At 34.0% G+C, this 23,347-nt stretch carries 26 protein-coding genes; 14 read left to right on the forward strand and 12 right to left on the reverse strand.

What is annotated here, in order from left to right; all coding sequences use genetic code 11:
• Positions 1–25: 25 nt before the first annotated feature.
• The 5 genes from K319_RS0118100 to ychF all read right to left on the reverse strand — a co-directional run bounded on the left by K319_RS0118100 (position 26) and on the right by ychF (position 7,264).
• Positions 26–2,599, reverse strand: a complete 2,574-nt coding sequence (locus tag K319_RS0118100) for a DNA gyrase/topoisomerase IV subunit A (protein ID WP_027384891.1) — start codon at positions 2,597–2,599, stop codon at positions 26–28.
• Positions 2,599–3,099 (reverse strand): hypothetical protein, encoded by a 501-nt coding sequence (locus K319_RS0118105; RefSeq protein ID WP_027384892.1) that lies wholly within the window; start codon positions 3,097–3,099, stop codon positions 2,599–2,601. The genes K319_RS0118100 and K319_RS0118105 overlap by 1 nt, the downstream gene beginning before the upstream one ends.
• A 43-nt stretch (positions 3,100–3,142) precedes the next feature.
• Positions 3,143–5,029, reverse strand: coding sequence for a DNA topoisomerase IV subunit B (locus K319_RS0118110; RefSeq protein WP_027384893.1), 1,887 nt, complete (start codon positions 5,027–5,029; stop codon positions 3,143–3,145).
• Between the two features lie 260 nt (positions 5,030–5,289).
• Positions 5,290–6,084, reverse strand: a complete 795-nt coding sequence (locus tag K319_RS0118115) for a T9SS-dependent choice-of-anchor J family protein (RefSeq protein WP_027384894.1) — start codon at positions 6,082–6,084, stop codon at positions 5,290–5,292.
• Between the two features lie 88 nt (positions 6,085–6,172).
• Complete coding sequence (gene ychF / locus K319_RS0118120) at positions 6,173–7,264, reverse strand: redox-regulated ATPase YchF (protein WP_027384895.1); 1,092 nt, start codon at positions 7,262–7,264, stop codon at positions 6,173–6,175.
• A gap of 145 nt (positions 7,265–7,409) precedes the next feature.
• On the opposite strand from ychF, the gene K319_RS0118125 reads away from it, so the two are divergent.
• Positions 7,410–7,706, forward strand: coding sequence for a hypothetical protein (locus K319_RS0118125; protein ID WP_027384896.1), 297 nt, complete (start codon positions 7,410–7,412; stop codon positions 7,704–7,706).
• On the opposite strand, the gene K319_RS0118130 is transcribed toward K319_RS0118125, so the two are convergent.
• From K319_RS0118130 to K319_RS21210, 3 genes are all read right to left on the reverse strand, one after another.
• Positions 7,684–9,711 (reverse strand): recombinase, encoded by a 2,028-nt coding sequence (locus K319_RS0118130; protein ID WP_027384897.1) that lies wholly within the window; start codon positions 9,709–9,711, stop codon positions 7,684–7,686. The two genes, K319_RS0118125 and K319_RS0118130, sit on opposite strands and share 23 nt — an antisense overlap.
• A gap of 16 nt (positions 9,712–9,727) precedes the next feature.
• On the reverse strand, positions 9,728–10,375 hold the full coding sequence (gene mtgA, locus K319_RS0118135) for a monofunctional biosynthetic peptidoglycan transglycosylase (protein ID WP_027384898.1): 648 nt from the start codon (positions 10,373–10,375) through the stop codon (positions 9,728–9,730).
• Positions 10,376–10,822: 447 nt separating this feature from the next.
• Positions 10,823–11,257, reverse strand: a complete 435-nt coding sequence (locus K319_RS21210; protein WP_027384899.1) for a hypothetical protein — start codon at positions 11,255–11,257, stop codon at positions 10,823–10,825.
• Positions 11,258–11,362: 105 nt separating this feature from the next.
• On the opposite strand from K319_RS21210, the gene K319_RS0118145 reads away from it, so the two are divergent.
• The 8 genes from K319_RS0118145 to K319_RS0118190 all read left to right on the forward strand — a co-directional run bounded on the left by K319_RS0118145 (position 11,363) and on the right by K319_RS0118190 (position 15,894).
• Positions 11,363–11,584 (forward strand): hypothetical protein, encoded by a 222-nt coding sequence (locus tag K319_RS0118145; RefSeq protein ID WP_027384900.1) that lies wholly within the window; start codon positions 11,363–11,365, stop codon positions 11,582–11,584.
• Positions 11,574–11,762: a hypothetical protein gene (locus K319_RS0118150; protein ID WP_027384901.1), complete on the forward strand. Its 189-nt coding sequence runs from the start codon at positions 11,574–11,576 to the stop codon at positions 11,760–11,762. The genes K319_RS0118145 and K319_RS0118150 overlap by 11 nt, the downstream gene beginning before the upstream one ends.
• A gap of 56 nt (positions 11,763–11,818) precedes the next feature.
• On the forward strand, positions 11,819–12,037 hold the full coding sequence (locus K319_RS0118155) for a DUF3853 family protein (RefSeq protein WP_394330698.1): 219 nt from the start codon (positions 11,819–11,821) through the stop codon (positions 12,035–12,037).
• Positions 12,034–12,771, forward strand: a complete 738-nt coding sequence (locus tag K319_RS0118160; protein ID WP_027384903.1) for a hypothetical protein — start codon at positions 12,034–12,036, stop codon at positions 12,769–12,771. The genes K319_RS0118155 and K319_RS0118160 overlap by 4 nt, the downstream gene beginning before the upstream one ends.
• Entirely contained in the window at positions 12,768–12,950 is a 183-nt protein-coding gene (locus K319_RS0118165) for a hypothetical protein (RefSeq protein ID WP_027384904.1), read from the forward strand. The genes K319_RS0118160 and K319_RS0118165 overlap by 4 nt, the downstream gene beginning before the upstream one ends.
• Before the next feature lie 12 nt (positions 12,951–12,962).
• Positions 12,963–14,057, forward strand: coding sequence for a hypothetical protein (locus K319_RS0118170; RefSeq protein WP_027384905.1), 1,095 nt, complete (start codon positions 12,963–12,965; stop codon positions 14,055–14,057).
• A 475-nt stretch (positions 14,058–14,532) separates the two neighbouring features.
• Positions 14,533–14,838 carry a hypothetical protein gene (locus K319_RS0118180; RefSeq protein WP_027384906.1) on the forward strand — a complete coding sequence of 102 codons (306 nt, stop codon included), beginning with the start codon at positions 14,533–14,535 and terminating at the stop codon, positions 14,836–14,838.
• Positions 14,839–14,901: 63 nt separating this feature from the next.
• Positions 14,902–15,894 carry a hypothetical protein gene (locus K319_RS0118190; RefSeq protein WP_027384907.1) on the forward strand — a complete coding sequence of 331 codons (993 nt, stop codon included), beginning with the start codon at positions 14,902–14,904 and terminating at the stop codon, positions 15,892–15,894.
• On the opposite strand, the gene K319_RS20765 is transcribed toward K319_RS0118190, so the two are convergent.
• Positions 15,891–16,115: a hypothetical protein gene (locus tag K319_RS20765; RefSeq protein WP_051230792.1), complete on the reverse strand. Its 225-nt coding sequence runs from the start codon at positions 16,113–16,115 to the stop codon at positions 15,891–15,893. The two genes, K319_RS0118190 and K319_RS20765, sit on opposite strands and share 4 nt — an antisense overlap.
• Before the next feature lie 74 nt (positions 16,116–16,189).
• Here K319_RS20765 and K319_RS0118200 point away from each other — a divergent pair, with 74 nt between their 5' ends.
• Together K319_RS0118200 and K319_RS0118210 are read left to right on the forward strand one after the other, a co-directional pair.
• Positions 16,190–16,522 (forward strand): hypothetical protein, encoded by a 333-nt coding sequence (locus K319_RS0118200; protein WP_027384908.1) that lies wholly within the window; start codon positions 16,190–16,192, stop codon positions 16,520–16,522.
• 156 nt (positions 16,523–16,678) lie between these two features.
• Complete coding sequence (locus K319_RS0118210; RefSeq protein WP_027384910.1) at positions 16,679–17,134, forward strand: PH domain-containing protein; 456 nt, start codon at positions 16,679–16,681, stop codon at positions 17,132–17,134.
• 74 nt (positions 17,135–17,208) lie between these two features.
• On the opposite strand, the gene K319_RS0118215 is transcribed toward K319_RS0118210, so the two are convergent.
• A protein-coding gene (locus K319_RS0118215) for an IS3 family transposase (RefSeq protein WP_394330699.1) occupies positions 17,209–18,566 on the reverse strand; the annotation gives its coding sequence in 2 pieces (ribosomal slippage) (positions 17,209–18,228 and positions 18,231–18,566; 1,356 coding nt in all).
• Positions 18,567–18,871: 305 nt separating this feature from the next.
• Here K319_RS0118215 and K319_RS0118225 point away from each other — a divergent pair.
• From K319_RS0118225 to K319_RS0118235, 3 genes are all read left to right on the forward strand, one after another.
• Positions 18,872–19,126, forward strand: coding sequence for a hypothetical protein (locus K319_RS0118225; protein ID WP_027384913.1), 255 nt, complete (start codon positions 18,872–18,874; stop codon positions 19,124–19,126).
• Between the two features lie 100 nt (positions 19,127–19,226).
• Entirely contained in the window at positions 19,227–19,754 is a 528-nt protein-coding gene (locus K319_RS0118230) for a hypothetical protein (protein ID WP_027384914.1), read from the forward strand.
• A gap of 407 nt (positions 19,755–20,161) precedes the next feature.
• Positions 20,162–20,677 carry a hypothetical protein gene (locus K319_RS0118235; RefSeq protein ID WP_156907139.1) on the forward strand — a complete coding sequence of 172 codons (516 nt, stop codon included), beginning with the start codon at positions 20,162–20,164 and terminating at the stop codon, positions 20,675–20,677.
• Between the two features lie 340 nt (positions 20,678–21,017).
• Here K319_RS0118235 and K319_RS0118245 read toward each other — a convergent pair whose 3' ends face one another.
• Both K319_RS0118245 and K319_RS0118250 read right to left on the reverse strand, forming a co-directional pair.
• Complete coding sequence (locus K319_RS0118245; protein ID WP_027384917.1) at positions 21,018–22,355, reverse strand: hypothetical protein; 1,338 nt, start codon at positions 22,353–22,355, stop codon at positions 21,018–21,020.
• 144 nt (positions 22,356–22,499) lie between these two features.
• Positions 22,500–23,327: a Fic family protein gene (locus K319_RS0118250; protein ID WP_034672147.1), complete on the reverse strand. Its 828-nt coding sequence runs from the start codon at positions 23,325–23,327 to the stop codon at positions 22,500–22,502.
• Positions 23,328–23,347 lie beyond the last annotated feature (20 nt).

A 23,347-nucleotide genomic window follows, 5' to 3' on the forward strand; every position in this document is an offset into this window, starting at 1 on the left:
AGACTCTCAAAGTCTTTTTTATTTTCTAATTCTCTTCTTCAAATAGATTACCTATAGTTCCACCCTCGTCATCCAGATCCGAGTCAGGTCTTTCCTCAATTTCTGGTTCCTCTTCGATAATTTCCGGCGGTTCAGGGATAGTGATATTGATATTTTTGACCTTGTCTTTTGTTAATTGATTTCCAATAGCTTTGATCCCTTTCACAGCAATAAATTCGTCCAGATCAACCGTTTCCGGGTCTTTTTGTTTGTCTTTGATCTTTGGGAAAACCAATTCTGCGATAGCGCCAGCTTCTGTTGTTACAAATTCGATGAAAGACTTTGGGTTGTCGTTTGCGAAGAAAGATTGGACATTAGGTGTAGCTTCCAAAAGGAAACGTTTTACAAAATATTTATCCTTTTCACCATCAAAATATATACAAGTAATCGGTTGCTCCGGTTTCCATTTTTCGAGAATCAGATAATCATCATCAAAACGGTTCATGAGATCAAAGGAAACCAGCTTGGCCTCACCCTGGGAATTGATGGTAAGAATCTTATTATCACCTTTGAAGCTTCCCAGCAGAGTTCCTCTTCCATCGGCGTTCAAACGTCTTACAGAATCATCAAACCAGATTTTTCTAGGTGCTAAAGTTGATACGCCTTCTTCTTTCAGGTCAACTTTCTTGACCGCATATTTGGTCACGAGATTTCCTTTGGAATCACGCCCTTTTATTATAATTTCGGAAAAATCGATATCGATCTTATTTTTTCTTACTCTTGCATTCGGTTTCAATAAAACGGAAACCACTTCTGCCTCACCATTTGGATTGGCAGAAAAATAGAGCATTTCTGAACCTTTCTTATCAGAAGCCAATTTATAATCCGTGTTTCTGGTAACACCTGTCACAGAAAAACGTTTCATGTAATACGGGCCTTCTCGACCTTCTCTATAGATCGTATTATAAACTGTACGTTTATCATTCTTTTTCCAAACTGCAACATGGACTATATTCTTGCCAATAAAAGTTTTGGCCTCTACCTTTACGACTTTCATCGTACCATCTTTTTGGAACGTGATGATATCATCTATATCCGAACAATCAAAAAGGTATTCATCTTTTTTAAGTGATGTCCCGATAAAGCCCTCTTCCCTATTGACATAGAATTTTTCATTAGCAACAGCAACTTTGGTAGCATCGATCGTATCGAAAATCCTTAATTCGGTTCTTCTCTCTTTTCCTTTTCCGTATTTTTTCTGGATATTGGTATAATAATCTATTGCATAAGCGATAAGATTTGCCAAATGATGTTTCACTTGCTCGATCTTACCTTCCAAAGCCAAAATATTTTCTTTGAATTTATCCAGGTCGAAACGGGAAATTCTCTTGATCCGGATCTCCGTCAGTTTTATAATATCTTCTTCTGTAACCGCTCTCAGAAGATGTTTTGTATGAGGTTTCAGACCTTCATCAATCGTTTTGATGACATCTTCCCAGGATTTGACCTCTTCAATATCATGATAGATCCTATTCTCGATAAAAATTCTTTCCAAAGAAGAAAAATGCCAGCTTTCCTGTAGTTCATGAAGTTCAATCTCAAGTTCCTTTTTAAGCAGAGAAACCGTATGATCCGTATTGTGCTTCAGAATATCGGAAACCGAGAGGAACATTGGTTTGTCACCAACGATCACACAGGCATTTGGAGAGATCGGAACTTCACAATCCGTAAATGCATAAAGCGCATCAATGGTCTTATCAGGTGAAACATCCGGATGAAGATGAATATTGATCTCCACACTATCCGATGTATTATCTTCAATTTTCTTGATCTTGATCTTTCCTCTTTCGTTAGCTTTCAAAATACTATCGATAAGATCACCTGTATTTTTTGAAAAAGGAAGCTCTGTAATTGTAAGTGTATGCTTGTCCTTTTGTGATATCCTGGCTCTCGCTCTTATTTTACCGCCTCGTTTTCCATCATTATAATTGGAAACATCCAACATCCCGGCTGTTAGGAAATCCGGAAACAATTCGAATCTTTTTCCTTTGAGATAAAGAATGGAGGCAGTGATAAGCTCGTTGAAATTATGAGGCATGATCTTGGTGGAAAGCCCAACGCCTATACCTTCAACACCTTGTGCCAAAAGTAATGGGAATTTTACCGGGAGATCTACGGGCTCATTATTTCTACCATCATAAGATTTGGACCAAATGGTTGTCTTCGGGTTGAAGACAATATCCAGAGCCAATGGTGTCAATCTGGCTTCGATATATCTTGCAGCAGCAGCAGAATCCCCCGTGTAGATATTCCCCCAGTTTCCCTGGGTATCTATCAACAATTCTTTTTGCCCGAGCTGAACCATGGCATCTGTAATAGAAGCATCTCCATGTGGATGGTACTTCATCGTATTACCTACGATATTGGCAACTTTGTTATAACGCCCATCCTCCAGCTCTCGCATAGAGTGCATAATTCTCCGCTGAACCGGTTTAAACCCATCATAAATAGAGGGAATTGCTCTATCTAAAATTACATAGGATGCATAATCTAAAAACCAATCTTTATACAGACCTGAAACTTTTTTCAGGCTCTCCTCGTGATGTGTACTTTCTTCCATTAATCTTTTACCATATTATCTTTTTGTCTGGTTTCCTGATTGGCTTTCACCACTTTGTTCAAAGAAAACTTCAAATCCTTCACCTCCTTTCCGCTAAGGTAGGAAAGGTCATACTTCAGTATGACAACATTATTTTTTTTACTAGAAATATAAATATATAATTTTCTAAATATCAATAGGTTGACAATATTGAATTTCAACAATTTATACTTTGGAAATTCATCTTTTGCGTTTTTTTTAGTTAATATGTACAGAATATGATTGTTCCTAAAATTGAGTGCTTCACCATCACTATCATATTCGAATATGGGTCTTCCCAACATATAAAGGAAAATAAACAACAAAAAGGGTAGTAACAACAACAGCCAAGCATTATCTCCAAGAACATCGAACTTATTGATCTCCAAAATATAGGCAATAATTCCTAAAATAAAAATAATACCTACGACCGAATATATAAAACTGTAGAAAGGTGTTCTGTTCCTGTTACTTAATCTCATTTGTGTTACTTGCTTTTTTAGTTCTTTGTTGTAGAAAAATTTTTTAAATCTCCATTTCTCTGATCACTTCTTTTTTATCAATATTAGTATCATCTTCAACCACCAGATTATCCAAAATGAACAGTTGTCTATCCGGCGTATTTTTTCCCATGTAGAATTCTAAAAGTTGAGTGATCGTCTGATCCTTTCCTAGAACCACAGGCTCCAGCCTAATATCTTTTCCGATAAAATGTTTGAACTCATCCGGAGAGATCTCTCCTAATCCTTTGAATCGAGTGATCTCAGGATTTTTCCCAAGTTCATTCAACGCTTTCAAACGTTCCGCATCAGAATAGCAATATCTGGTTTCTTTCTTATTTCTTACGCGGAAAAGTGGTGTTTGCAAAATATATAGATGTCCGTTCTTAATCAAATCGGGGAAAAACTGAAGAAAGAACGTGATCATCAACAATCTGATGTGCATCCCGTCAACATCCGCATCAGTGGCAATGATCACATGATTGTAACGCAAGTCCTCAAGGCTTTCTTCAATATTAAGAGCAGCCTGAAGAAGGTTGAATTCCTCGTTCTCATAAACCACTTTTTTAGTCAAACCATAACAATTGAGAGGTTTTCCTTTCAATGAGAAAACAGCTTGTGTTTCCACATCTCTGGACTTTGTGATAGAACCGGAGGCAGAATCTCCCTCGGTTATGAAGATCATCGTTTCAGATTTTCTTGCCGCTTTTTGATCGTTATAATGATGTCTGCAATCTCTCAGCTTTTTATTATGAAGCGATACTTTTTTCGCTCGTTCCCTTGCGAGTTTTTGGATTCCGGAAAGTTCTTTCCTCTCCCTTTCCGAGATCATGATCTTTCTAAGAATCGCTTCGGCAACCTCCGGATTTTTGTGAAGAAAATTGTCCAGCTTGTTTTTCAGAAAATCGATAACGAAAGTCCTGACTGTAACTCCGCCGGGCTCGATCTCGTTGGAACCCAACTTGGTTTTGGTCTGAGATTCGAAAACAGGTTCGATAACCTTTATAGAGACCGCAGCAATAATCGATTTGCGAATATCGGCAGCTTCAAAGTTCTTATTATAAAATTCTCTGATCGTTTTTACGAAAGCTTCCCGGAAAGCATTAAGATGTGTTCCTCCCTGCGTTGTATTCTGTCCGTTGACAAAAGAAAAATAAGTTTCCGTTTGTGATTTATCAGAATGGGTGATAGCAACTTCGATATCCTCATCCTTCAAATGAACGATCGGGTAGAGAATATCGCTTTCCAGCTCTTCTTCCAAAAGGTCTCTTAAGCCATTCTCGGAGTAGAATTTCTCACCATTGAAAACAATGGTCAATCCAGGATTCAGATAAGCATAGTTCCGAAGCATCCGCTCCACATATTCTTTTCGGAATTTGAAATTGAGGAAGATCTCACCATCCGGAACAAAGCTGATCTCGGTTCCGTTTCTGTCAGAAGAGTCTGTTTCGGGATAATCTGTTTTGATGATACCTCTGGAGAATTCAGCCATTTTCATACGGCCTTCTCTTACGGATTTCACACGGAAGAAATCGGACAAGGCATTTACCGCTTTTGTCCCGACACCGTTAAGACCAACTGATTTTTTGAAGGCTTTGCTGTCATATTTACCACCGGTATTCATTTTAGAAACAGCATCAACCACTTTTCCCAAAGGAATTCCACGACCAAAATCCCGTATGGAAACTTTACCGTCATCCATTTTGATTTCGATGCGTTTTCCGGCTTTCATCACAAATTCGTCAATGGAATTATCAATGATCTCCTTGAGAAGGATATAAATCCCATCATCCGCCGATGAACCATCTCCTAATTTCCCAATATACATCCCGGGACGTAACCGGATATGTTCCTGCCAATCGAGGGTTCGTATATTTTCTTCAGAATAATCCGGCTGTAAATCTTGTGACATAGTAAAAAATCAGTAACACACAAAAGTAGGAAATTGAAGCCAAAAATCCGAATTTTTTATTTTAAATATCTTCAAATCATTTTAATTATCTTTAGATATTCATGAAATAAAAAGCCATCTTTTATATTACTTTATAGTTTATAAAAACATCCCTCCGGAAACTTACAAATACTAAAAACATAAAAAGAACATATTTCATTTGATATTTTATTTCTAGACTAATAAAAAAACGCTCTCATTTCTGAAAGCGTTTTTTAAATTTATTTTTTGATTATTTTCTTGGAAATAATTTGCGAACCTGTATGAACATTCAAAATATATTGTCCGACAGGAAGCTTTCTAATATCCGCTTCGGAAGATTGACATTCAAGAACCATTTTTCCATTCATATCAAAAACTCTGATTTTTTGGATATTATGAACACCTTTTATCTTTATAAAATCTGATGTCGGATTTGGATAAGCCTGAGCATTGATCTTATCAGCATCAGAAACCGCCAATCCCGGAGTTTCCACAACCTCAATATCATCAATGGCTATAAAAGCAATATCTGTACAGTTGTAATGTCTAAAAACAACTTTGACATCTTGTCCTCCAAATGAAGTAATATTGATGTTGATATTCTTTGCAGTCTCTGTATAGCCAGCATCCAGAGTTTCTTCAAAAACCGGCGTTTCATCCCCTGTAAAAGTAGAATTTGCAGGAATTACATAAACTGCATAATGCTCTTGATACAATTCTTCATCAAAAGCACCGACTTTGAATTTCAGCCAAAGCAAATCTTGAGTAGCGGGCAAAGTAATCGCCGGACTTGTTAAGGTATTATCAGGCGTGAAAGCCTCAAGAAACCAAGACCAAGAAGTTGCATACCAACCTGTAAACGCAGGCATCTCATCATCATAAAATTCCCATTTCTGGTCATCACCATCTCTGTCAACATTCTCCCAAGAATTTCTTCCGGATTCTGTTTCAAAATCTTCCTTATAAATAATAGTTTGTGAAAAACCTGAAAAACCCATCATTAATAAAGAAGTAAAAAGTAATTTTCTGATCATAAATTCTATTTTTAATTCTTGCTAAAGTACAAATAAAAAACTCCCGAGTTATTGGGAGTTTTTTATTTTATATTGATTAAAAATCTACTTATACATTGAATCTGAAATGCATCACATCACCATCCTTTACGATATATTCTTTTCCTTCCACGCGCATCTTCCCGGCTTCTTTTACTTTGGCCTCTGAACCGTAATTTACAAAATCATCGTAACTAATAACTTCCGCACGGATAAAGCCTTTTTCAAAGTCTGTATGAATCACACCCGCAGCTTGTGGCGCGGTTGCTCCTTGGTCAATCGTCCAAGCCCTAACTTCTTTAACACCTGCCGTAAAATAAGTTTGTAGCTTCAATAAATCATAAGCCTTTCTAATCAATCGGTTAACGCCCGGTTCGTCCAGACCAAGTTCATCCAGGAACATTTCCCTTTCTTCAAAAGTCTCAAGTTCATTGATATCAGCTTCTATTTGTGCTGCAAGTACAACGATCTCAGCACCTTCACCTTTTGCCATTTCCTCGATTTTTGCGACCCACTCGTTTCCGTTTTTGATAGAGTTCTCATCTACATTGCAAACGTAAAGCACGGGCTTATTCGTCAACAATTGAACTTCACCGATGATTGGTTTTGTAAAATCATCGGTTGGGAATTCTCTTGCATTTTTCCCGTCTTCAACAAATTTCTGAAGATTTTGCAAAGTTTCATAAGCCAAAACATCTTCTTTTTTTCCAGATTTGATGAACTTTTTAGCTTTCTCCACAGCTTTTCCAATGGTTTCCAGATCCTTCAACTGAAGTTCTATATCGATGATTTCCTTATCTCTAAGCGGATCAACAGAACCCTCTACGTGAACGATATTGCCATTCTCAAAACATCTTAGAACATGAATAATTGCCTCACACTCCCGGATATTTGCAAGAAACTGGTTTCCAAGCCCCTCTCCTTTACTCGCGCCTTTTACCAATCCGGCAATGTCCACGATCTCTACAACTGCAGGGAGCACTCTTTCCGGGTTAACAATTTTCTCAAGCTCGAAAAGTCTTTTATCCGGAACAGAAACCGTTCCCAAGTTAGGCTCGATCGTACAAAACGGATAGTTGGCAGATTGCGCTTTGGCGTTGCTAAGACAATTAAAAAGAGTTGATTTCCCTACATTCGGAAGACCTACGATTCCACATTTCATAAAAAAAGGTTTAAAGTTTAAAGTTTTGAGTTTAAGATTTTTGATGTTGTCAACTTTGAACCTTAAACTTTGAACTTTCAGCGTGCAAATATACTATTTTTGAATTTGAATTTTCTACTTTTACAATCTTAATTAAAATGAGAAAATGAGCAGGAAAAAACGCGAATTCCAATCTTCGGAGCTACTGAATTCTTTTGCGAAAATCTACGGTTTTGAAGATAAACTGAAAGCTTTTGAAATCAAGGAATTTTTGCAAAATTATCTTTCTGATGCGCTTTTCTCTGAAATCGAAACTGTAAATCTAAAGGAAAAAGTTCTGGTTTTGAGAATCAAATCACCTTTACTTAAAAACGATTTCCGAATGAGAAAATCATTCTTCCTGAAAAAATTCCAAGAGGTTCTGAAAGACGAATCTCTGATCAATGATCTTCTGATTTTGTAGAAATATCCTGGATCATCTGTTTACTTTTCTCATCCAACCTAGACCTTAGCGGAAAGAAAAACCGGAAAGGGTTTCTGACAAAATATCGAAAAATCTCTCCAAAGATCTCTCTTGCTTCGTTCAATTCTACTTTTCTGGAACGGAACGCCAGCAACATGGATAATCCAAAGCTTACAATGAAGTTGAAGAATCCAATAATAAAAACCGTTACAAATGATATCCAAAATGTATAAGAGGTCACAACAAAGTCTTTTCCGTAAAGTCCCAACGCAAAATTCCCAGCCGCAAACGTTATGTGACGAATATCCAGATCCAGACCCAGGAAAAGCCCGATCGGAGCTGTGGCACCAAGAAAAACTCCGAACCAAAAATTGGAAATAATCCCTGCCCAATTTTTGGAATAATAGACCGACAAACGTTTTGCGATCTTTTGTCCAAAGAAATAATTGATGAAAGGATTTTTTGCAATTCTCTTAGGAATCTGAAAAAAAACTGAATTATTACTGATATTCCCGGAAATCACACCGGAAATAAAAAGGAAAACACCTGCAATGGAAGCGTGCAAAATAGCTTTGGACTGAAAGGGATCCAGATCATACAATAACTTAGTAGATTTTTCGAAGGCAAAATTTTGTTTAAAAAGTATTTCCAAACTATAAATTATGACCAAAGAAACAGGAAAAGACAATAGAACATTCCCTACAAATGCAATAAACTGGGATCTGAACAACTGGGAGACAACGTGAGCAAATTCCATATAGGCACTTCTATTACTTCCTTCCGATAAAACCTTCGCCATTGTAGCGGCCGTCATCGCAGGTTGTTTTGTTGCCAAGGTAAACCGCATCAGGTAAATCATTACAAACCCCATCGCATAATTCATAGAAAACAGAAATGCATGAGCAAAATCACTCGTATCAATGTAACTGTAAAGCATCTTTAATACACAAAGTGCCCCGACGATCACACCACCTCCGGATGCCTTCCAAAACATCTTCATATAAGATCCGACAGTAGAAGTAATATAATGCGTTCCCATTTCCGCCGTATGATTGGTGATCAGATGCGACATCAATCTCGTGCTGTCCGAGATCAGGTCCTGGAGATTATTCTTATGAGACTTATACTTTAAAACATTGAAGAATAATTGCTTGGAATTAATCAAATAGTCTTTTTCTTCATCAATTACAAAAAGCTTAACAATATCAGACATTCTTTGCAATTGTTGTCTGATCTTCAGCAATGATTGATTTGTCTTGCTGGAAATCCCATATTTGGAAGAGTTCTTGAAAGCAATATTAACAAACTCCAGACATTGGTCAAGATAGACCTTGATCTGTTTATAGACTTCGTCCGTTGATGATAATATGAAGTTCGGATTTTCTTTGAAATCAGCATTCAGAACATCAAGTTCATTTTGTAGTGCCAAAAAGGGATTATCAAAATTCCTATATTCCGGGGCCATTTTCACCACCTCAACATCCAGTGCATTTCCAATCACTCGCCATGCCAAAATATTGAGAGAAAACAACATCTCGTTTTTAACATGCTGATTATTAATAAATTTATCAATTTTCAATAATCTGAAAAGCTCGTCCATTTTATCTTCTGGTGAATTATGGAAAAACTCGAGGTCTTTTTTAGGCGTTACTAAAACATTATCTACCAGATACCAGATCGTATTTTCGTTTTCGATCGGAGGGAGGATCTTATTCAGTATTCGTTTTTTGAACTCCGGATAAAAGGCATTTTCCGACAGAATATCCGCTTCCGTCAGCGACAGATTGAATGGTTTTTCTTTGAAAATATTATGAATATAATAAATCAGATTCTCCCTTATCTTCTCATTATCTTTGAGATAAGCTGTAAAAACACCTAAATCATCTTTCTTCAGGCTTACAACAATTTCTGATAAAGGTTCTAAAGACAAAGTTTCATTCTGTTCAGAAAAATAGTTTTTCAGAATCGTACTGAAACTGTCTTTTTTTGTTAATCTAATTGCCATATCCTCACAAAAGTAATCATTTCAGAACAATATTGTTCATCTGGCGCATAATCCAGCTGTGTTTTTTCCTAAGATATGGTGTCGGATTTTTCGGATCGTACTTCTTAGGATTTGGTAAAACAGCCGCAATCCAAGCTGCTTCGCTTTTCGTAAGGTCTTTCGCCGGTTTGTTATAATAATATTGAGACGCAGCCTCTATACCAAAGACACCTTGCCCCATTTCAATGGAATTAAGATACCTTTCCAAGATAATATCCTTACCCCAAATCTTTTCGATAATGAACGTGTAGATCGCCTCCAAGCCTTTTCTAATCCAGCTTCTGCCCTGCCAAAGAAAAATATTTTTAGCGGTCTGCTGAGAAATCGTACTACCTCCCCTCACGACCTTACCTTTCTTATCGTTCTTCTTCATTGCCTTTTCGATAGCTTTATAATCGAAACCATTGTGTGTGAAAAACAATTGATCTTCTGAGGCGATCACCGCTTTTTTGATATTATTTCCCATGTCATCATAGGAAACATAATCACGTTGCAATTTCCCATATTTCACCAACCCTCCGATCTGAGTAAAGGTAATTGGCGGATTAAAGAATATCCCGAAAATAATGAAAAGTATATTCGCTAAGATTACAAACAAAAACAGTTTCTTGATGAACTTCCACATTGGTAAAAGAAATTTTAAGCGAAAATAAAACAATTTTCCTGTCCTGTCAAAATCTATCAATCAACAAACTTTCGAATATTATTAAAAATTAATTAACAAATAATTATTCGAAAACAGGAAATAGAAATCTAGCTTTGGGACATAAAAAAACTCACGACCAAAACTGATCGTGAGTTTTCGTGAGCGCGAAAGGATTCGAACCTTTGACCGTCTGCTTAGAAGGCACGCATACCACAACAATGACAATTAACATCACTGATTTTCAATAGGTTTCTTTTACAATATTTAATTTTTTCGGAAATATAATCTTTTAATATTGTCTTCAATGTTGTCCATTTCAAACCTATATAATTTCAACTTTATAATCATTTCATTGACTAGCAAGTACAATCTGAAATTATTAAATATTTATCCATAACAATATATCTTATTTAATTAATACAGGTTTCATCTTTTCTCTTTCCCTTTATTTAGTTCCAAATATTCGTCTGAAACCATTGAAGGATGTAAATTAGGTTCTTGTGCTTTTTTAAGTTTTGCTATTTCCTTTTCGAGAATTTGTATTTTTTCTTTTTGTAATTCAATTGTTTCTTTCCTAGACTCAGCAAGCTCTTTATAATCATTATCTTGCTCTTTTTTCATTAATGGCATATCATCCCTAAGCATTTCGCCTTTTCCCAAAATTAACCACCAAGGATTCGTCTTAGAATATATACGTAATATATTCTCTATTGCATCTGAATTAATAGGTCGTTTTTTCTTATCTCCAGTGAAATTACCATAAGACATATTAATATTTTTAAAAAATTCTTGCTTACTAACTTCAACGTTTTCAGCTAATTGTAAAATTCTTTCTTTAATAGTAGAGAAATTATTACCCATAAATTTGTATATTAGAGAATTAATTCTCTATATTTGTGTTAAGATTTAAACAATGTATAAAACAACGATTTACACAAAGTTACTAAAAAAACATAATCCATAATCATGAGCATTACAGAACTTGATTTAAGAACTCCATTGCAAAAACAGAAGGATAAGAGGAACGAAAAGATATATCAGGAATATATAAAAATTCTTGAAAATCCTCCACAAAATGCGACAAAATGGGCAATATGGAGAGCAATAGGAGAGAAATATGGTTTAAAAGCACAAGGAATACGCTCAATTCTCCACAAAATGAATTCAGTACAAAAATATGACACCTAATCAAGAAAGATTTGTACAACTTATCGATGAACTAAAACAATTAATGCCAGTTGTTGAGGCAGAGATTATAGGCGCTTTTTCGGGCAGTGTGGGAGCTGCCTCGAAGAAGCAAAAAAAAATAAAGTCTGATGAAGAAATTAAAAGAATCGTAATGAAACGATCCTTTTACAAAAAATAACATAAAAACAATAGCGAGACATTACTATGGTCGACCCAAAAACACTTATATCTGAATTGACAGTTGAAGAATTTCTATCACTTCAACCTAAACTGCATAAAAAATATGAATATGGATTGAAGGGAATTGCTAAAATTTTTGGATGTTCAATTTCAAAAGCAAAAGATATTAAAAAATCTGGCCATATTGATGGTGCAATCTATCAAAACCGAAACATTATAGTTGTTGATGTTGATAAGGCATTGGTCCTTTTCCATAAAAATGCCAAAAAATGAACTACTTGAACTTACTCTCTAATTTTTGGGAAGCCAATCAAAAACTGAAAATTGGAGCTTCTGCAGCTGTCATATATATTTTTCTTCTTCATAAATGGAATGAAAAGCAACTCGAAGATTTTACATTGTCAGACATTGAAATCAGTAAGAAATTAAGATTATCCATCAACACAATTAAATCTACAAAAGAAGTACTTAGAAATATCGGATTGATAGAATATCAAACTCAAAACGGACTTCCATGTTGTTACAAAATAGTCACTAACGAAATCATTTTTGAAAAGGAAAATAATTCTAAACAAAAAGTCACTGAAAAGAAAAAGCAGACCACCTCGAAGCTATCTAAAACTTCAACATTAAAAAATATTACCTCTCTGGATTCTACCTCTGTTGGTAAAAATGAAAAACCTATTAAGCTTATAGATATTCCGGCTCAATCGGAAATCAATTCAGATTCTCCAGAAAAACATGTAAGTCTAGAAAATCCTTCATTCGATGAATTTTTATCATTTGCTAAAACAATAAAAAATTATATGCCCGACTTAGATTCAAGTATTGAAACAAAATATATCAGTTGGTTAAATAATCAGTGGAGAAACGATTCTAATCGACCTATTACAGACTGGAAAAAAACACTAAAAAACATAATGCCGTATATAATTAACTCTGAAAAGTATAGTGAAAAACAAGAAATAATACCTCAGACCATTAACAGACCTCAAATCAAAATATGAGAAAAAACACACTATTGATGCAAATAGATAATCCTACCCATCACAATGCCAAAAAAGAAAAAATTAAAGCTTTAAAGGCATTGGAAGTAGCTAAGGCGTTAAACAGAAAACCCGTCTATTTATCAAAAGGTCATAGTATGGATTTTGAAAAATACAAAAAGAATTTAAGAAAAAAGTAGAACAAATTGATAATGGGAAGCTCTGAAAATGATCAAAAAATAATCCGGAAAAGTTTCGAGAATGAAAATAATCTCGACAGAATACGTTTTGGAAATGATTTCGTAGGGGACTTTCTTTTTGAAAATCATCAGATGACAGATATTCCAATCACTGCACTCCGGGTCATTTTCAATATCATTGCAATTATCAATAATGAACAGTTCCGGCCAGAAGACAGACCTAGGCAACTGTCATTGTTTGAGGAAGAATTTGAAACGGAAAATAACACTTTTGTTTCGATGAAAATTAAAAACAGTAAAATTTCGCCAAGTGGTTCTACAAAACAAGTTATTGATGCGTATGAATTTTTAGCTAAATTCAGAATGGGCTGGTATAAATCAATCAATTCCAAGGGTAAAGAAATTAGAACCTTTGGAGGACTAATCTCTACTCCAAGCTATGACCTACGAGGTTACACTTCTTTTTTAATCAGTGGTTACTGGTTAAAAAAACTAATTGTAATACCGGAATACAATTATATCCTGTATAATCTTGTTTACAATATCCAAAACAACAAGCATATCATTTTTGCAATTTGGCTGATGAAAGTGCCTGAAACAGGAACTGTACTAAAACTTTCTACGCTGAACGAGAAATTTGGACTGAATTATAAATCTTCTAGAGACTTTTGCAAAAAATTCCTTAAGCCATTACGGGAAAACCTAAATAGATTTAATTCTATCTCATTTAATTATAAAAACGAACAAAACGGAAATATTTCCATTTTGCCCTATTACACAAAGACCATTCTTGACAAGAACATTGAAGAGAAAACAATGACAGAACTAGGAAATACTTACCGTTTAACTTACTTCAGAAAAAGATTTAATCTCAATAAGCAGGAAATGACAAATTTCTCATACCAATATAGAACCATACCACAAACAAGGGAGTTGATAGAAAATGCCTTTAAAGATTTGATAAAACAAGCGCGAAGCCGAAAAGAAAAATCAACACAATTTCAAGGAACTGAATTTTTAAAAGAATTACAAAGAATCATCATTGAAAAATACAGAATGACAAAAACAGGAAAAATACTTCCGGATGGATATCCGATAATTATTTGATTTCGGAATTACAGTCCCACTTTTTCGGAATTGCGGTTCCGTCTTTTCGGAATTGCAGTCCTATCCGTTAAAAAAATATTAAAATTTTGAGAGAAATCTTTTTCTTTTCGGAATTACAGTCCCAACTTTTCGGAATTGCAGTCCCATTAAAACGAAAATTTACTAAAATGAATAAAATACAACTGAAAATAACACTGTAATCGGAATTGCAGTCCCACTTAAATCATTTGATTTCGGAATTGCGGTCCCATTTTTTCGGAATTGCAGTCCCATTTTTTCGGAATTGCAGTCCCGCCAAAACTATTTCAAACCTTTTATCAAAAGGCATTTTCGACAGTTACTAAAACTATATAAAACTAATATAAACTTTTCTTTTTTATAAAAACGTAAAATGCAACTTGATGCGGAAATGTGGATAACTTTTATCAAACCAAAATCATAGTTGCAGAAAGAAAAAAATAGAAAAATTCTAAACATGAAATTCAAGAAAAAAATCCGGATTACAAATGCCACTTCTTTCAAATTGGAATATTATGAAGGAGGCTCAGAATTGAAAACTAAAGAATTCAAAACATATAAAACTTTGGAGCAATTTCATAATCGTCAAACAGATTTCATGTACTTAGATTGTAACAGATATGCATTGATTGATGGAAATTGGCACAGATTCATCAAGCTTCAATCTCCAATTGTTTTTCAACAGGAGGTTGATTTTATTAATGAAACATTCAACGATGTAGTTGAAGCTAAAAATCTTCAAAAATTTGAAAATGAAGATTGATTTCTTCAAAATATGAAATGAAACATTATAAAAAACCTCAAGAAGTACAAAAAACATCAGATTATGGAAGAAAATAAATTTTATAGAAACGCAGATCTTTTTTTAGAATCAGAGAGTGATTTTAAGAAAAATGTTAAAAACGTATTTACCACAGAAGATTTTTCAAGACAACTTGATTTAGCAATGTACCTTTCAAAGTCCAAGTTCAAACAATTATTTTTTAATCAACATAATAAAAATATTACTGTAAATACATTTGACAAGGCTTTTTTAATGTCCTCGGCATTTGATAGCGACCTTAGCAATATGGGAATATATGCTCCTTTATCAGATATGCAGGCTAATCCAAAAATGTTCCCTAGCATAAACCTGAAGTTTATGCACATCGGGGAAACTATTACATTCCAGAAAATGAAGTATCTCAGCATGTTGGAAAGAAGAGGGTTGGATGTGAAAAACCAACACGCTTATAAATACACCTATGCTTTTTACCATAATGATAAAGATTCGTTTTATGCAGGTGAATTTGGTATTGGTGTAAACAATAGTTTATTTGATGTAAATCTTCTGGAAGAATCTAAAAAAGAAATTATAAACACTTCGTTACTTCCGACGCAATTTTGTATTTATCCTGGTTATGTGCAAAATTTCAATCAAAAAGAATATTGGAATAGCCAGGAAGTTGTGAATGATATTAAAAGGGTTTTAATCTCATACAACATTATGATGAGCCTATATTATGAATGGTCCATTTACATAAAAGAAAAAGATGGAATGGGATTTATCTTACCTATAGATTCCGATAAAATTAAAGAGTGTTTTGATTCTTCAATTTTCAGATTTGAAGAGCGAAAAAGAGTAATCCACTTTGTTAAAGATCATTACAGAAAAAAACCAAGAACGAATTCTGAAGATCTATCCGTGTATGTTCAACGATATTTAAGAGGTGAAAATAAAGTCATCTATAAAGATTTCAAAACAGAAATCATTCCTCCCAGATATGACTTGAATAGGATTAAAACAAAGAAAAATATTACAGATATTTTTAAGGACTAATTTGAGATATATTCTACGATGCGATGTACTAATTTTTCCAATTCTTGTTTTGCTAATTTTTCATCAGCTTCTGTTATGCGTTGCTTGCCCGACCCGGAGAGATTCTCAGCAAGCTTACTAGCCAGTTTGGTATTGGGATATTTATTATTTGGGTACATCAATCTTGCAAGTTGTGCATTATTGATGATAGGATTATGTTCTAAAAATTCTTTCAATGTCATATTGCAAAATTATATAAAATAAATGTTCTATATATAGAATATTTATTCTATATTTGAATTATCAAAATAAAAAAATGAAAACAATAGAAATTATATTCAAACCTACCAAACTTCTTGATAGTCGCAAATATGGTTCTACTCTAGAATTGGGGCAAGAACTTGTAGGAAACATGCAACTTTCCAATAGTTGTGTTTCCTGGGAAGATTGCAACGGACAGCAATGGGCATTTTGGATTGGAGATACTGCAGAACTTGTGGAAATCAAAAGCAGAGGCGAGGAAGCTGATTTGTATCGATTCTTTTTAGAATTGAAAGAAAACTACGAATATTGGGGATTCTGTACAATTACAGAAATTAAAGATTTCTGCAGAAGGAATAAAATTGAATTTAATGTAACAAAGGTATGATTTACACATTACAAGTTCCTCCTGCAAACCCAGCTCCTTATTTAAAAGTTATATACGGCAATGATATTGGGCGTTTATCAATTGTTGGACTTGTACTCATACTTGTCACTTATTTATTTTTAAAGTTTAGAATCAAATACATAAGAAAACAAAATAATGGAAAATCTCATCATAAATAACAATGAAACACTATTCATGACCAACATTATTTATCATGCGAAATTGCATTGGACCTCTTATGTTTTTCCTACGATATATACCGTAATTGGTGGTATGGGCATTCTACCTCTTTTTATGTTCAGAGGGATTCCACAAGTATTAGCTCTAATATTAGTTTTTCTTTTCTTCAAAGGGATTTTTAGAATATTGAAAAACAGAACCATCAAAATCTACGTTACTGAAGGTTTTTTAACAATCTCGTCAGGCATCTTCTCAAAATCGATTGTAGATATATCATTAGCAAAGATGGAAGGAATGATGATGCAACAAACTTTTTTGGGAAAGATTTTAAACTACGGTGTATTGATTGTTTCTACAGGAGCTACAACTTGTTCATACAATATCAAAAGTCCGATGGAATTGCGAAGAATTGTAATTAACACTAGAAAATAATTTGTAATGATGAAATGTACGTCTTCAAACCAACTTAGACATTTTAGTTTAAATCCTTAAGGAGGATTTTCGGTTTATAAACTTACTAATTTTTGTTGGTTATATATTTGTCTTCTTTTACGGATGGATTCTTCTTTTATCTGCTTTCTTTTTTCCAAAATCTGTTCTGATCTTCCGAAGTATACATCCCTCGGAGTTAGGTTATTTATCGACTCGTGATAGCGCTTGTTATTGTAGTTTTCTACAAATTTTTCCAGTGCCTGGATGAGTTCCTCGGGGTGATAAAAATGATTTAGTTTCACTACATTTTTCATCGTTCTGTGATAACGTTCAATCTTGCCCTGGGTCTGAGGATGCATCGGTTTTCCGTGAATCTGTTTTATTCCTAAATCGTCTTTCAGATAGCTTTTCAACTCATTGGAGACGTAGCAGGATCCGTTGTCCGAGAGCAGTTTCGGTTTGACTTTGGTCTTTAATTTCGCTTTTTTAATGGCTGTGTCCACCGTTCGTTTCACATCTTCGGCTTTCATTGAGTCGCATAGCTCCCAGTGAATGATGTAGCGGCTGTAATCGTCCAAGATCGTGCTCAGATAGTACCATCCCCAGCCAATGATCTTGAAATAGGTAAAATCTGTCTGCCACATTTGATGCACAAATTCCGTTTTGTCTTTGAACTCATTTGCTGCTGAAAGAAGAAAATGATTCGGTGCCGGGATTAAGTCTCTTTGCTTCAAAATACGGTAAACACTGGATTCTGAAATAAAAATACCTTGCTCATCGGTAATTTTGTAGGCCAGTTCCCTTGCAGACAATTCGGTGTGTTCCAAAGCGGTCTCTACCACCAGATCTTTCTGTCTTTCAGGAATGCTGTTCCATTGTCTTGTGTTTGCCCTTTTCGTAGTTTCCAAGCCATCATAACCGTATTCGAGGTAGCTTTGATACCATTTGTAAAAACTACTTCTAGCGATTCCAAAACTTTCCAAGGTTCGCTTCACACCGATTTCACTCCTGGTCACCGTTTGAATGATCTCGTATTTCTCGGCTGCGGATAATCTCATATATTTTCTGTATTTATCGATTAATCCAGCCTGTCTAAACTTTTTTTTACAATGTCATAGCGAACGACCAGGTCAGCTACGATCTCTTTCAAACGAGCGTTTTCCTTCTTCAGATCTGATACTTCATCACTCGTAGCCTCGCGAGCGACATCTCCATTGAGACGCTTCTTTCCTGCTTCCATAAACTCCTTGTTCCAGGCATAAAACTGCGACTGTGCAATATTATGGTTCCTGCAAAGTTCGGCTATGGAAGTCTCCGCTCGAAGACCTTCCATCACGATTAAAATCTTTTGCTCTGCAGTGAATATTCTGCGGGTGTTCTGCCGAATATCTTTTACAAATTTTTCGATCGGTTTCTTTTTCGGTGCTGCCATAATTAAAATTACTCTTTTTATGAAAACACTCCTTAACTTTTTAATATTTAATGTCTACTTTTTGCTGACGATTTACATATTGCTCAGAGAAAGCGTTGGTACTTTTTTATGATTGTAAACTCAATATTTATATATGGAGCTTTTTTATTGTTTTTGCTACTAATATTTTTTGGTAACAAGCCATTAAATAATCTAAAGTTGATTTACGTATTCTTAGCTATAGTTATTATTCCAATTATTCATCAACTTATTCTAAAGCAATTTATAAAATGGACTAATTCATAATTAGTAATCTAAAAAAAACGATGGAAAAATCAGATATTTTAAAAAAAATAATTGTTTTGCTTGGGTTAATAATTGCTTTTTTATTGATGTGTATTTATTGGAGAACAGGTTATTTTAAAATTTCGATTCAAACCAATAAAACTACAATCTATCTTAGAAATGGAGATTCAATCAAAACACAAAATTATTACAGGGATTTATCGGGCAATTGGATAATACTTGATAGAAATTTAGTAGTTCCCGAAAGCAATTGGAAAGCAATGTCAGTCAATTGATAATAATATTAATTCTTGCAGGATATTTTTATATCAAAAAGAAAAACTAAATAACCTCAAAAAACAAAAGAAAACAAAACTTATATAAAAAATTCACAAAATGAAAAAAAGTATTCTAACTGCAGTATTTTTTCTTTCTGCAACCGTAACATTGTCAGCTCAATTAGCTGTATCATCCATTCAAAACAATCAAACAGAGTTGGTGGTCAATGATTCCATTTCTATAAAAAAAGGAAACCATGTACAAATCTATCTTCCTGCAGGACAAGATTTTGTTTTTGTAAAACAAAAAAAGTCCGGACTGGGTGTCAAACTTTTAGGACAAGTGGCTGATATTGCCGGAACCGGAGCTGCGGCTGTTGGAATGGGTTCTGGAAATCTTAAAGTTCTGCAAGGCGCAACAAAAGTTATCACAACTGCCAATGCTGTAAATTATGGAGCTGATGCTATTGAAAAAATCAATGACCTACCAATTTCCAATGACGCTAAGAAAATAGCCGGCAAGAAAATGCAGATTCTAGATTGGAATTTTACAGACGATGGATGGATTCTAAATGTCCTTTTTGATAAGAAAAAGTACGAAATCTATCTGCAGGAAGCTGTTATGGCCGGAGAAATAAAGCTGTAGATATAATAAAAAAACCACAAATAAAACTGTAATCCTTATTCAGAAATAGAAATTATGATTACTGATGAGATAAAAAGAGAAATTGGAACAGCTTTAATAGTAAATAAATCACAATTAATAGATGCATTTGAATCATAAAAATATTGTAAAAATTTAAATTTTACATTAAATTTGAAAACCAAATAAAAGGTTTTATAGGTTCTATTCCTTTTTTTGGCACAAAGCTCATTTGAGTTTTCATGGTTATTAGTTTTTACCCGACTAAGTTTCGAACAAGGTCGGGTTTTTATTAATACGTTCATAAACCAAAAAAGTCATGAAATACTTTTATAGGTATTTACAGAAAAGAGAATTGCTCAAAAACCTATATTAATTAGAAGTATATCCCTGAAATCTAAACTGAAACTATGAATTTAAAATTGTATTTGAGTTGGTTTATAAAGCTTGAGTTTTATAGAAAAGTAATTGTATTATTTTCGGTTTGTGTATTATTTTTTTTAATATCATTGATACCATTCCATTATTTATTGTTAACGGGAAAATCAAGTGTTGAAACAGAATTTCTATACGACAATCAAATTTACCGTATTAATAATTTGAAAGATAGTATTGTTATTAATCTGTCTGATACAAAATATAATGAAAAAATAAATCCTCCTAACAGATTTGACCTTGCAGACTTTAAAGTCGCTAATAACAGAGATAATTTATTTTTCAGATTGAAAGATACTGTTCCCACTTTAAAAACATACAGGGCAACATATTTTTCTAAAAAAAATCTCCCAATTTTGGGAGAAACTTCCACATTGAAATCTCAAAACTATTATCTGGAAGTTATAGTACCTAAAGAAATGTTTAGAAAAGATCTATATAATTTTAGGAAACTAGATAGTATTAGCTTTGTAAGGCATGGGTTTAATTAATTGCAACTTTAATAATTTTTTTTTATAATATTATTTTTTTTAGAAAGTTTAATATCTGAGAATAAAGTTTTAAAAAAAGCAGGAAAAGTATAATTGATATTACTCTAAGAGTTGTATCCTTATAAATATGACCAATCCAATATACTGGAATAACAATCATTAGAATAATTATTAGATATAGAAGTTTGAAAAAGTTTTCTTTCATATGAGTGTTTTTGTATTTATTGCTAATATAAATATTATTTTTTTACCATAATTTCAAAAAAAATAAAACCCTAGCAGTTTTTTATATATGCTAGGGTTCTTTTATATATGAACAAATTGTGTTTATTATGATAAATTATGGTGTAACCCATGATGTCACTCCATTAACGGATTTTAGTATATATGTTCCAGTCGCAGGAGGAGAAGGAACTCTTAGATTAACCCATTCTTTTGTTACAACAACCTTTCCGGTGGATTCGTTATTTATTTGTGTTGTAGTTGTTGAAGGCAAAGTAGTTAAACCATTTTTAAGAATAATCAACGCATCTGACCTAGTAGTATCTGAAGTTCCATTTCCTATTGTAAATAATCTGTCTGCATTATTCCAAGCGGATGTTGAAAGAGCAGTATAACTTGTATTATAATTACCTGCAACCCATTCGGAATATGAAAAAGCTGTATTTCCTCTCCCTCCAGATATGGTTGAATATTGACCATTAGTTTTATTAAAAGACCCTCCAGAAATTGTTGAATAGGCAGCAGTGGCAGAATTATTACCCCCACCAGAAATGCTTGATGCATTAGCTGATGCAGAATTAGAAAATCCTCCACTTATTGTTGCATAAGTTGAAGTTGCAGAATTTGTATAGCCACCTCCAATACTTGAAAAATTAGAAGTGGCAGAATTAGTACCACCACCGGATATCACAGAACCTAGTCCATTAACATTATTACTACCACCACCTCCAATCGTTGATGATGTGCCATAAGCATAATTACTTCCTGCTCCAGCAACAAATGAACCTTGACCAATTGCAGAATTATTTACACCACCTATAGCTGCTGAATTTGTTCCACTTGCTGAGCTACCATTACCTCCAATAACTACAGCATTAGTATTTGTAGCTTGTCCTCCAGTACCGGCGAAGATTCCAGAATTAGTAGAATTAGCAAGACTATTCTGACCACCAACGATTACTGAATAATCACCTCTAGCTCCATAAAAATTTCCTCCACTAGCACTGTATGACAAATCGATGGCATTTGTACCAATATCACCATAAAAAGTGGGATTATTTTTTCTATACTTTGTAGCATAACCAGTTTTGCCATTTTCACTAAACTTGACAAATTCCTGATCATTATCGAATCTCTTCCAAATATTGGAATCAAACAAATAATAACCTGGTTCAGATATTAATAATGTTTGCGATGTAGGACTTGTAGTACTTGAAAATGATTGTGTGATATATACAAATGCTCCATTTTGCTCAGGAGTGTAAGTTTTATTATTCAATTCATCTGCAGAAAGTCTAGGTGCAATTATCCCATCTAAAACATTAGCTGTAGGATTTTTTACAACATCCAATGTTGCAGCAGGTTTGTCGGTATTTATCCCGACCTGAGAATAAAATTGAGAGCTAATTAAGGGAAATAGGGCAATGCCGAATCTGATAATTAAATTTTTGTTCATTTTGCGAAATTTTTAATATTTCGACAAAAGTCAATAATGAAATATGTAAAAACAACAAAGCCAATACTTTACAATCTAAATAGTCTTAAAACGGCTTAAAAACTACTCGCTAAATAAAACCAGTCTATATCTAGACTGGTTTTATTACCTGCGGAATCCTCTCGGTCTTTCCTGTTCTTCTTCCGGATCTTCCTTAATTCTCAAAAAAAAATTCTCGGTAAGGTTTTTTTTTTGAGCAATCTCTGACCTCATTCTTTGCATCGAGGTCTCAATGAAAAAATTGACTATAGGAGTTGAATCTCTATGTTTTTCTGAAGCTTTGAGAGCTTCGATATAATTGTTCTTTTTTTCCTGGTTAATTATTACCAAAGGATGTCCGGATTTTGCTAATATGAAGTTGGACAGAAGTCTTCCTAATCTTCCATTCCCGTCTCTAAATGGATGCAGATAAATAAAGAATTTGTGAAATTTTGCGCTTACAGACAAAGGATGCTCAAGATTTTTATCCAATACATTTTGGGTTTGTTCCAACAATTTAGGAACACGCTTTACATTCTCTTTATGGTCTCCAAAAATGGTATCTCCAGCTCCCATGTCGGTTTGAGTGTATTCTCCAGGATTGCTCTGATTCCGGTAATTAATCGTATGTTCGGTAAGGATAAAATGGAGTTCTTTGAGAAAATCCTCAGTCAATGGTCTGCTAAGATTTTTCATTGCAAACTCATATGCTTTGAAATGGTCCAAGATCTCGAAAGCTTCGAATAGAGATTTGTCATATATTTTCAAATCAAGACCTTTTTCTTTCAAATCCCTGGTTTCGTTTACAGAAAAAGAGTTGCCCTCAATAGCGCAGCTGTGAGCAGTAAACAAGTTCTCTGTATATTCTGCAAAATCATCAGGATTGAAAGCATCCACAATAATTTTTTTATACTCGGACCTTAGATTTTCATATTCTTGAAACAAATCATCCATAAACCAAAATTACAATTTTT

The sequence above is a fragment of the Epilithonimonas caeni DSM 17710 genome (assembly GCF_000426465.1).
In the GTDB taxonomy this organism is placed as follows: domain Bacteria; phylum Bacteroidota; class Bacteroidia; order Flavobacteriales; family Weeksellaceae; genus Epilithonimonas; species Epilithonimonas caeni.

What these genes read in the sequence shown, in the direction of transcription:
- K319_RS0118125 (WP_027384896.1), top strand. Translation starts at nt 7,410, where the DNA reads ATGAGCAGGAAAAAACGCGAATTCCAATCTTCGGAGCTACTGAATTCT.
- K319_RS20765 (WP_051230792.1), bottom strand. Translation starts at nt 16,115, where the DNA reads ATGACATTGAAAGAATTTTTAGAACATAATCCTATCATCAATAATGCA.
- K319_RS0118165 (WP_027384904.1), top strand. Translation starts at nt 12,768, where the DNA reads ATGAGAAAAAACACACTATTGATGCAAATAGATAATCCTACCCATCAC.
- K319_RS0118230 (WP_027384914.1), top strand. Translation starts at nt 19,227, where the DNA reads ATGAAAAAAAGTATTCTAACTGCAGTATTTTTTCTTTCTGCAACCGTA.
- K319_RS0118105 (WP_027384892.1), bottom strand. Translation starts at nt 3,099, where the DNA reads ATGAGATTAAGTAACAGGAACAGAACACCTTTCTACAGTTTTATATAT.
- ychF (WP_027384895.1), bottom strand. Translation starts at nt 7,264, where the DNA reads ATGAAATGTGGAATCGTAGGTCTTCCGAATGTAGGGAAATCAACTCTT.
- K319_RS0118225 (WP_027384913.1), top strand. Translation starts at nt 18,872, where the DNA reads ATGGAAAAATCAGATATTTTAAAAAAAATAATTGTTTTGCTTGGGTTA.
- K319_RS0118150 (WP_027384901.1), top strand. Translation starts at nt 11,574, where the DNA reads ATGACACCTAATCAAGAAAGATTTGTACAACTTATCGATGAACTAAAA.
- K319_RS0118190 (WP_027384907.1), top strand. Translation starts at nt 14,902, where the DNA reads ATGGAAGAAAATAAATTTTATAGAAACGCAGATCTTTTTTTAGAATCA.
- K319_RS0118110 (WP_027384893.1), bottom strand. Translation starts at nt 5,029, where the DNA reads ATGTCACAAGATTTACAGCCGGATTATTCTGAAGAAAATATACGAACC.
- K319_RS0118170 (WP_027384905.1), top strand. Translation starts at nt 12,963, where the DNA reads ATGGGAAGCTCTGAAAATGATCAAAAAATAATCCGGAAAAGTTTCGAG.
- K319_RS0118245 (WP_027384917.1), bottom strand. Translation starts at nt 22,355, where the DNA reads ATGAACAAAAATTTAATTATCAGATTCGGCATTGCCCTATTTCCCTTA.
- K319_RS0118130 (WP_027384897.1), bottom strand. Translation starts at nt 9,711, where the DNA reads ATGGCAATTAGATTAACAAAAAAAGACAGTTTCAGTACGATTCTGAAA.
- K319_RS0118100 (WP_027384891.1), bottom strand. Translation starts at nt 2,599, where the DNA reads ATGGAAGAAAGTACACATCACGAGGAGAGCCTGAAAAAAGTTTCAGGT.
- K319_RS0118160 (WP_027384903.1), top strand. Translation starts at nt 12,034, where the DNA reads ATGAACTACTTGAACTTACTCTCTAATTTTTGGGAAGCCAATCAAAAA.
- K319_RS0118180 (WP_027384906.1), top strand. Translation starts at nt 14,533, where the DNA reads ATGAAATTCAAGAAAAAAATCCGGATTACAAATGCCACTTCTTTCAAA.
- K319_RS21210 (WP_027384899.1), bottom strand. Translation starts at nt 11,257, where the DNA reads ATGGGTAATAATTTCTCTACTATTAAAGAAAGAATTTTACAATTAGCT.
- K319_RS0118115 (WP_027384894.1), bottom strand. Translation starts at nt 6,084, where the DNA reads ATGATCAGAAAATTACTTTTTACTTCTTTATTAATGATGGGTTTTTCA.
- K319_RS0118250 (WP_034672147.1), bottom strand. Translation starts at nt 23,327, where the DNA reads ATGGATGATTTGTTTCAAGAATATGAAAATCTAAGGTCCGAGTATAAA.
- K319_RS0118235 (WP_156907139.1), top strand. Translation starts at nt 20,162, where the DNA reads ATGAATTTAAAATTGTATTTGAGTTGGTTTATAAAGCTTGAGTTTTAT.
- K319_RS0118200 (WP_027384908.1), top strand. Translation starts at nt 16,190, where the DNA reads ATGAAAACAATAGAAATTATATTCAAACCTACCAAACTTCTTGATAGT.
- mtgA (WP_027384898.1), bottom strand. Translation starts at nt 10,375, where the DNA reads ATGTGGAAGTTCATCAAGAAACTGTTTTTGTTTGTAATCTTAGCGAAT.
- K319_RS0118210 (WP_027384910.1), top strand. Translation starts at nt 16,679, where the DNA reads ATGGAAAATCTCATCATAAATAACAATGAAACACTATTCATGACCAAC.
- K319_RS0118145 (WP_027384900.1), top strand. Translation starts at nt 11,363, where the DNA reads ATGAGCATTACAGAACTTGATTTAAGAACTCCATTGCAAAAACAGAAG.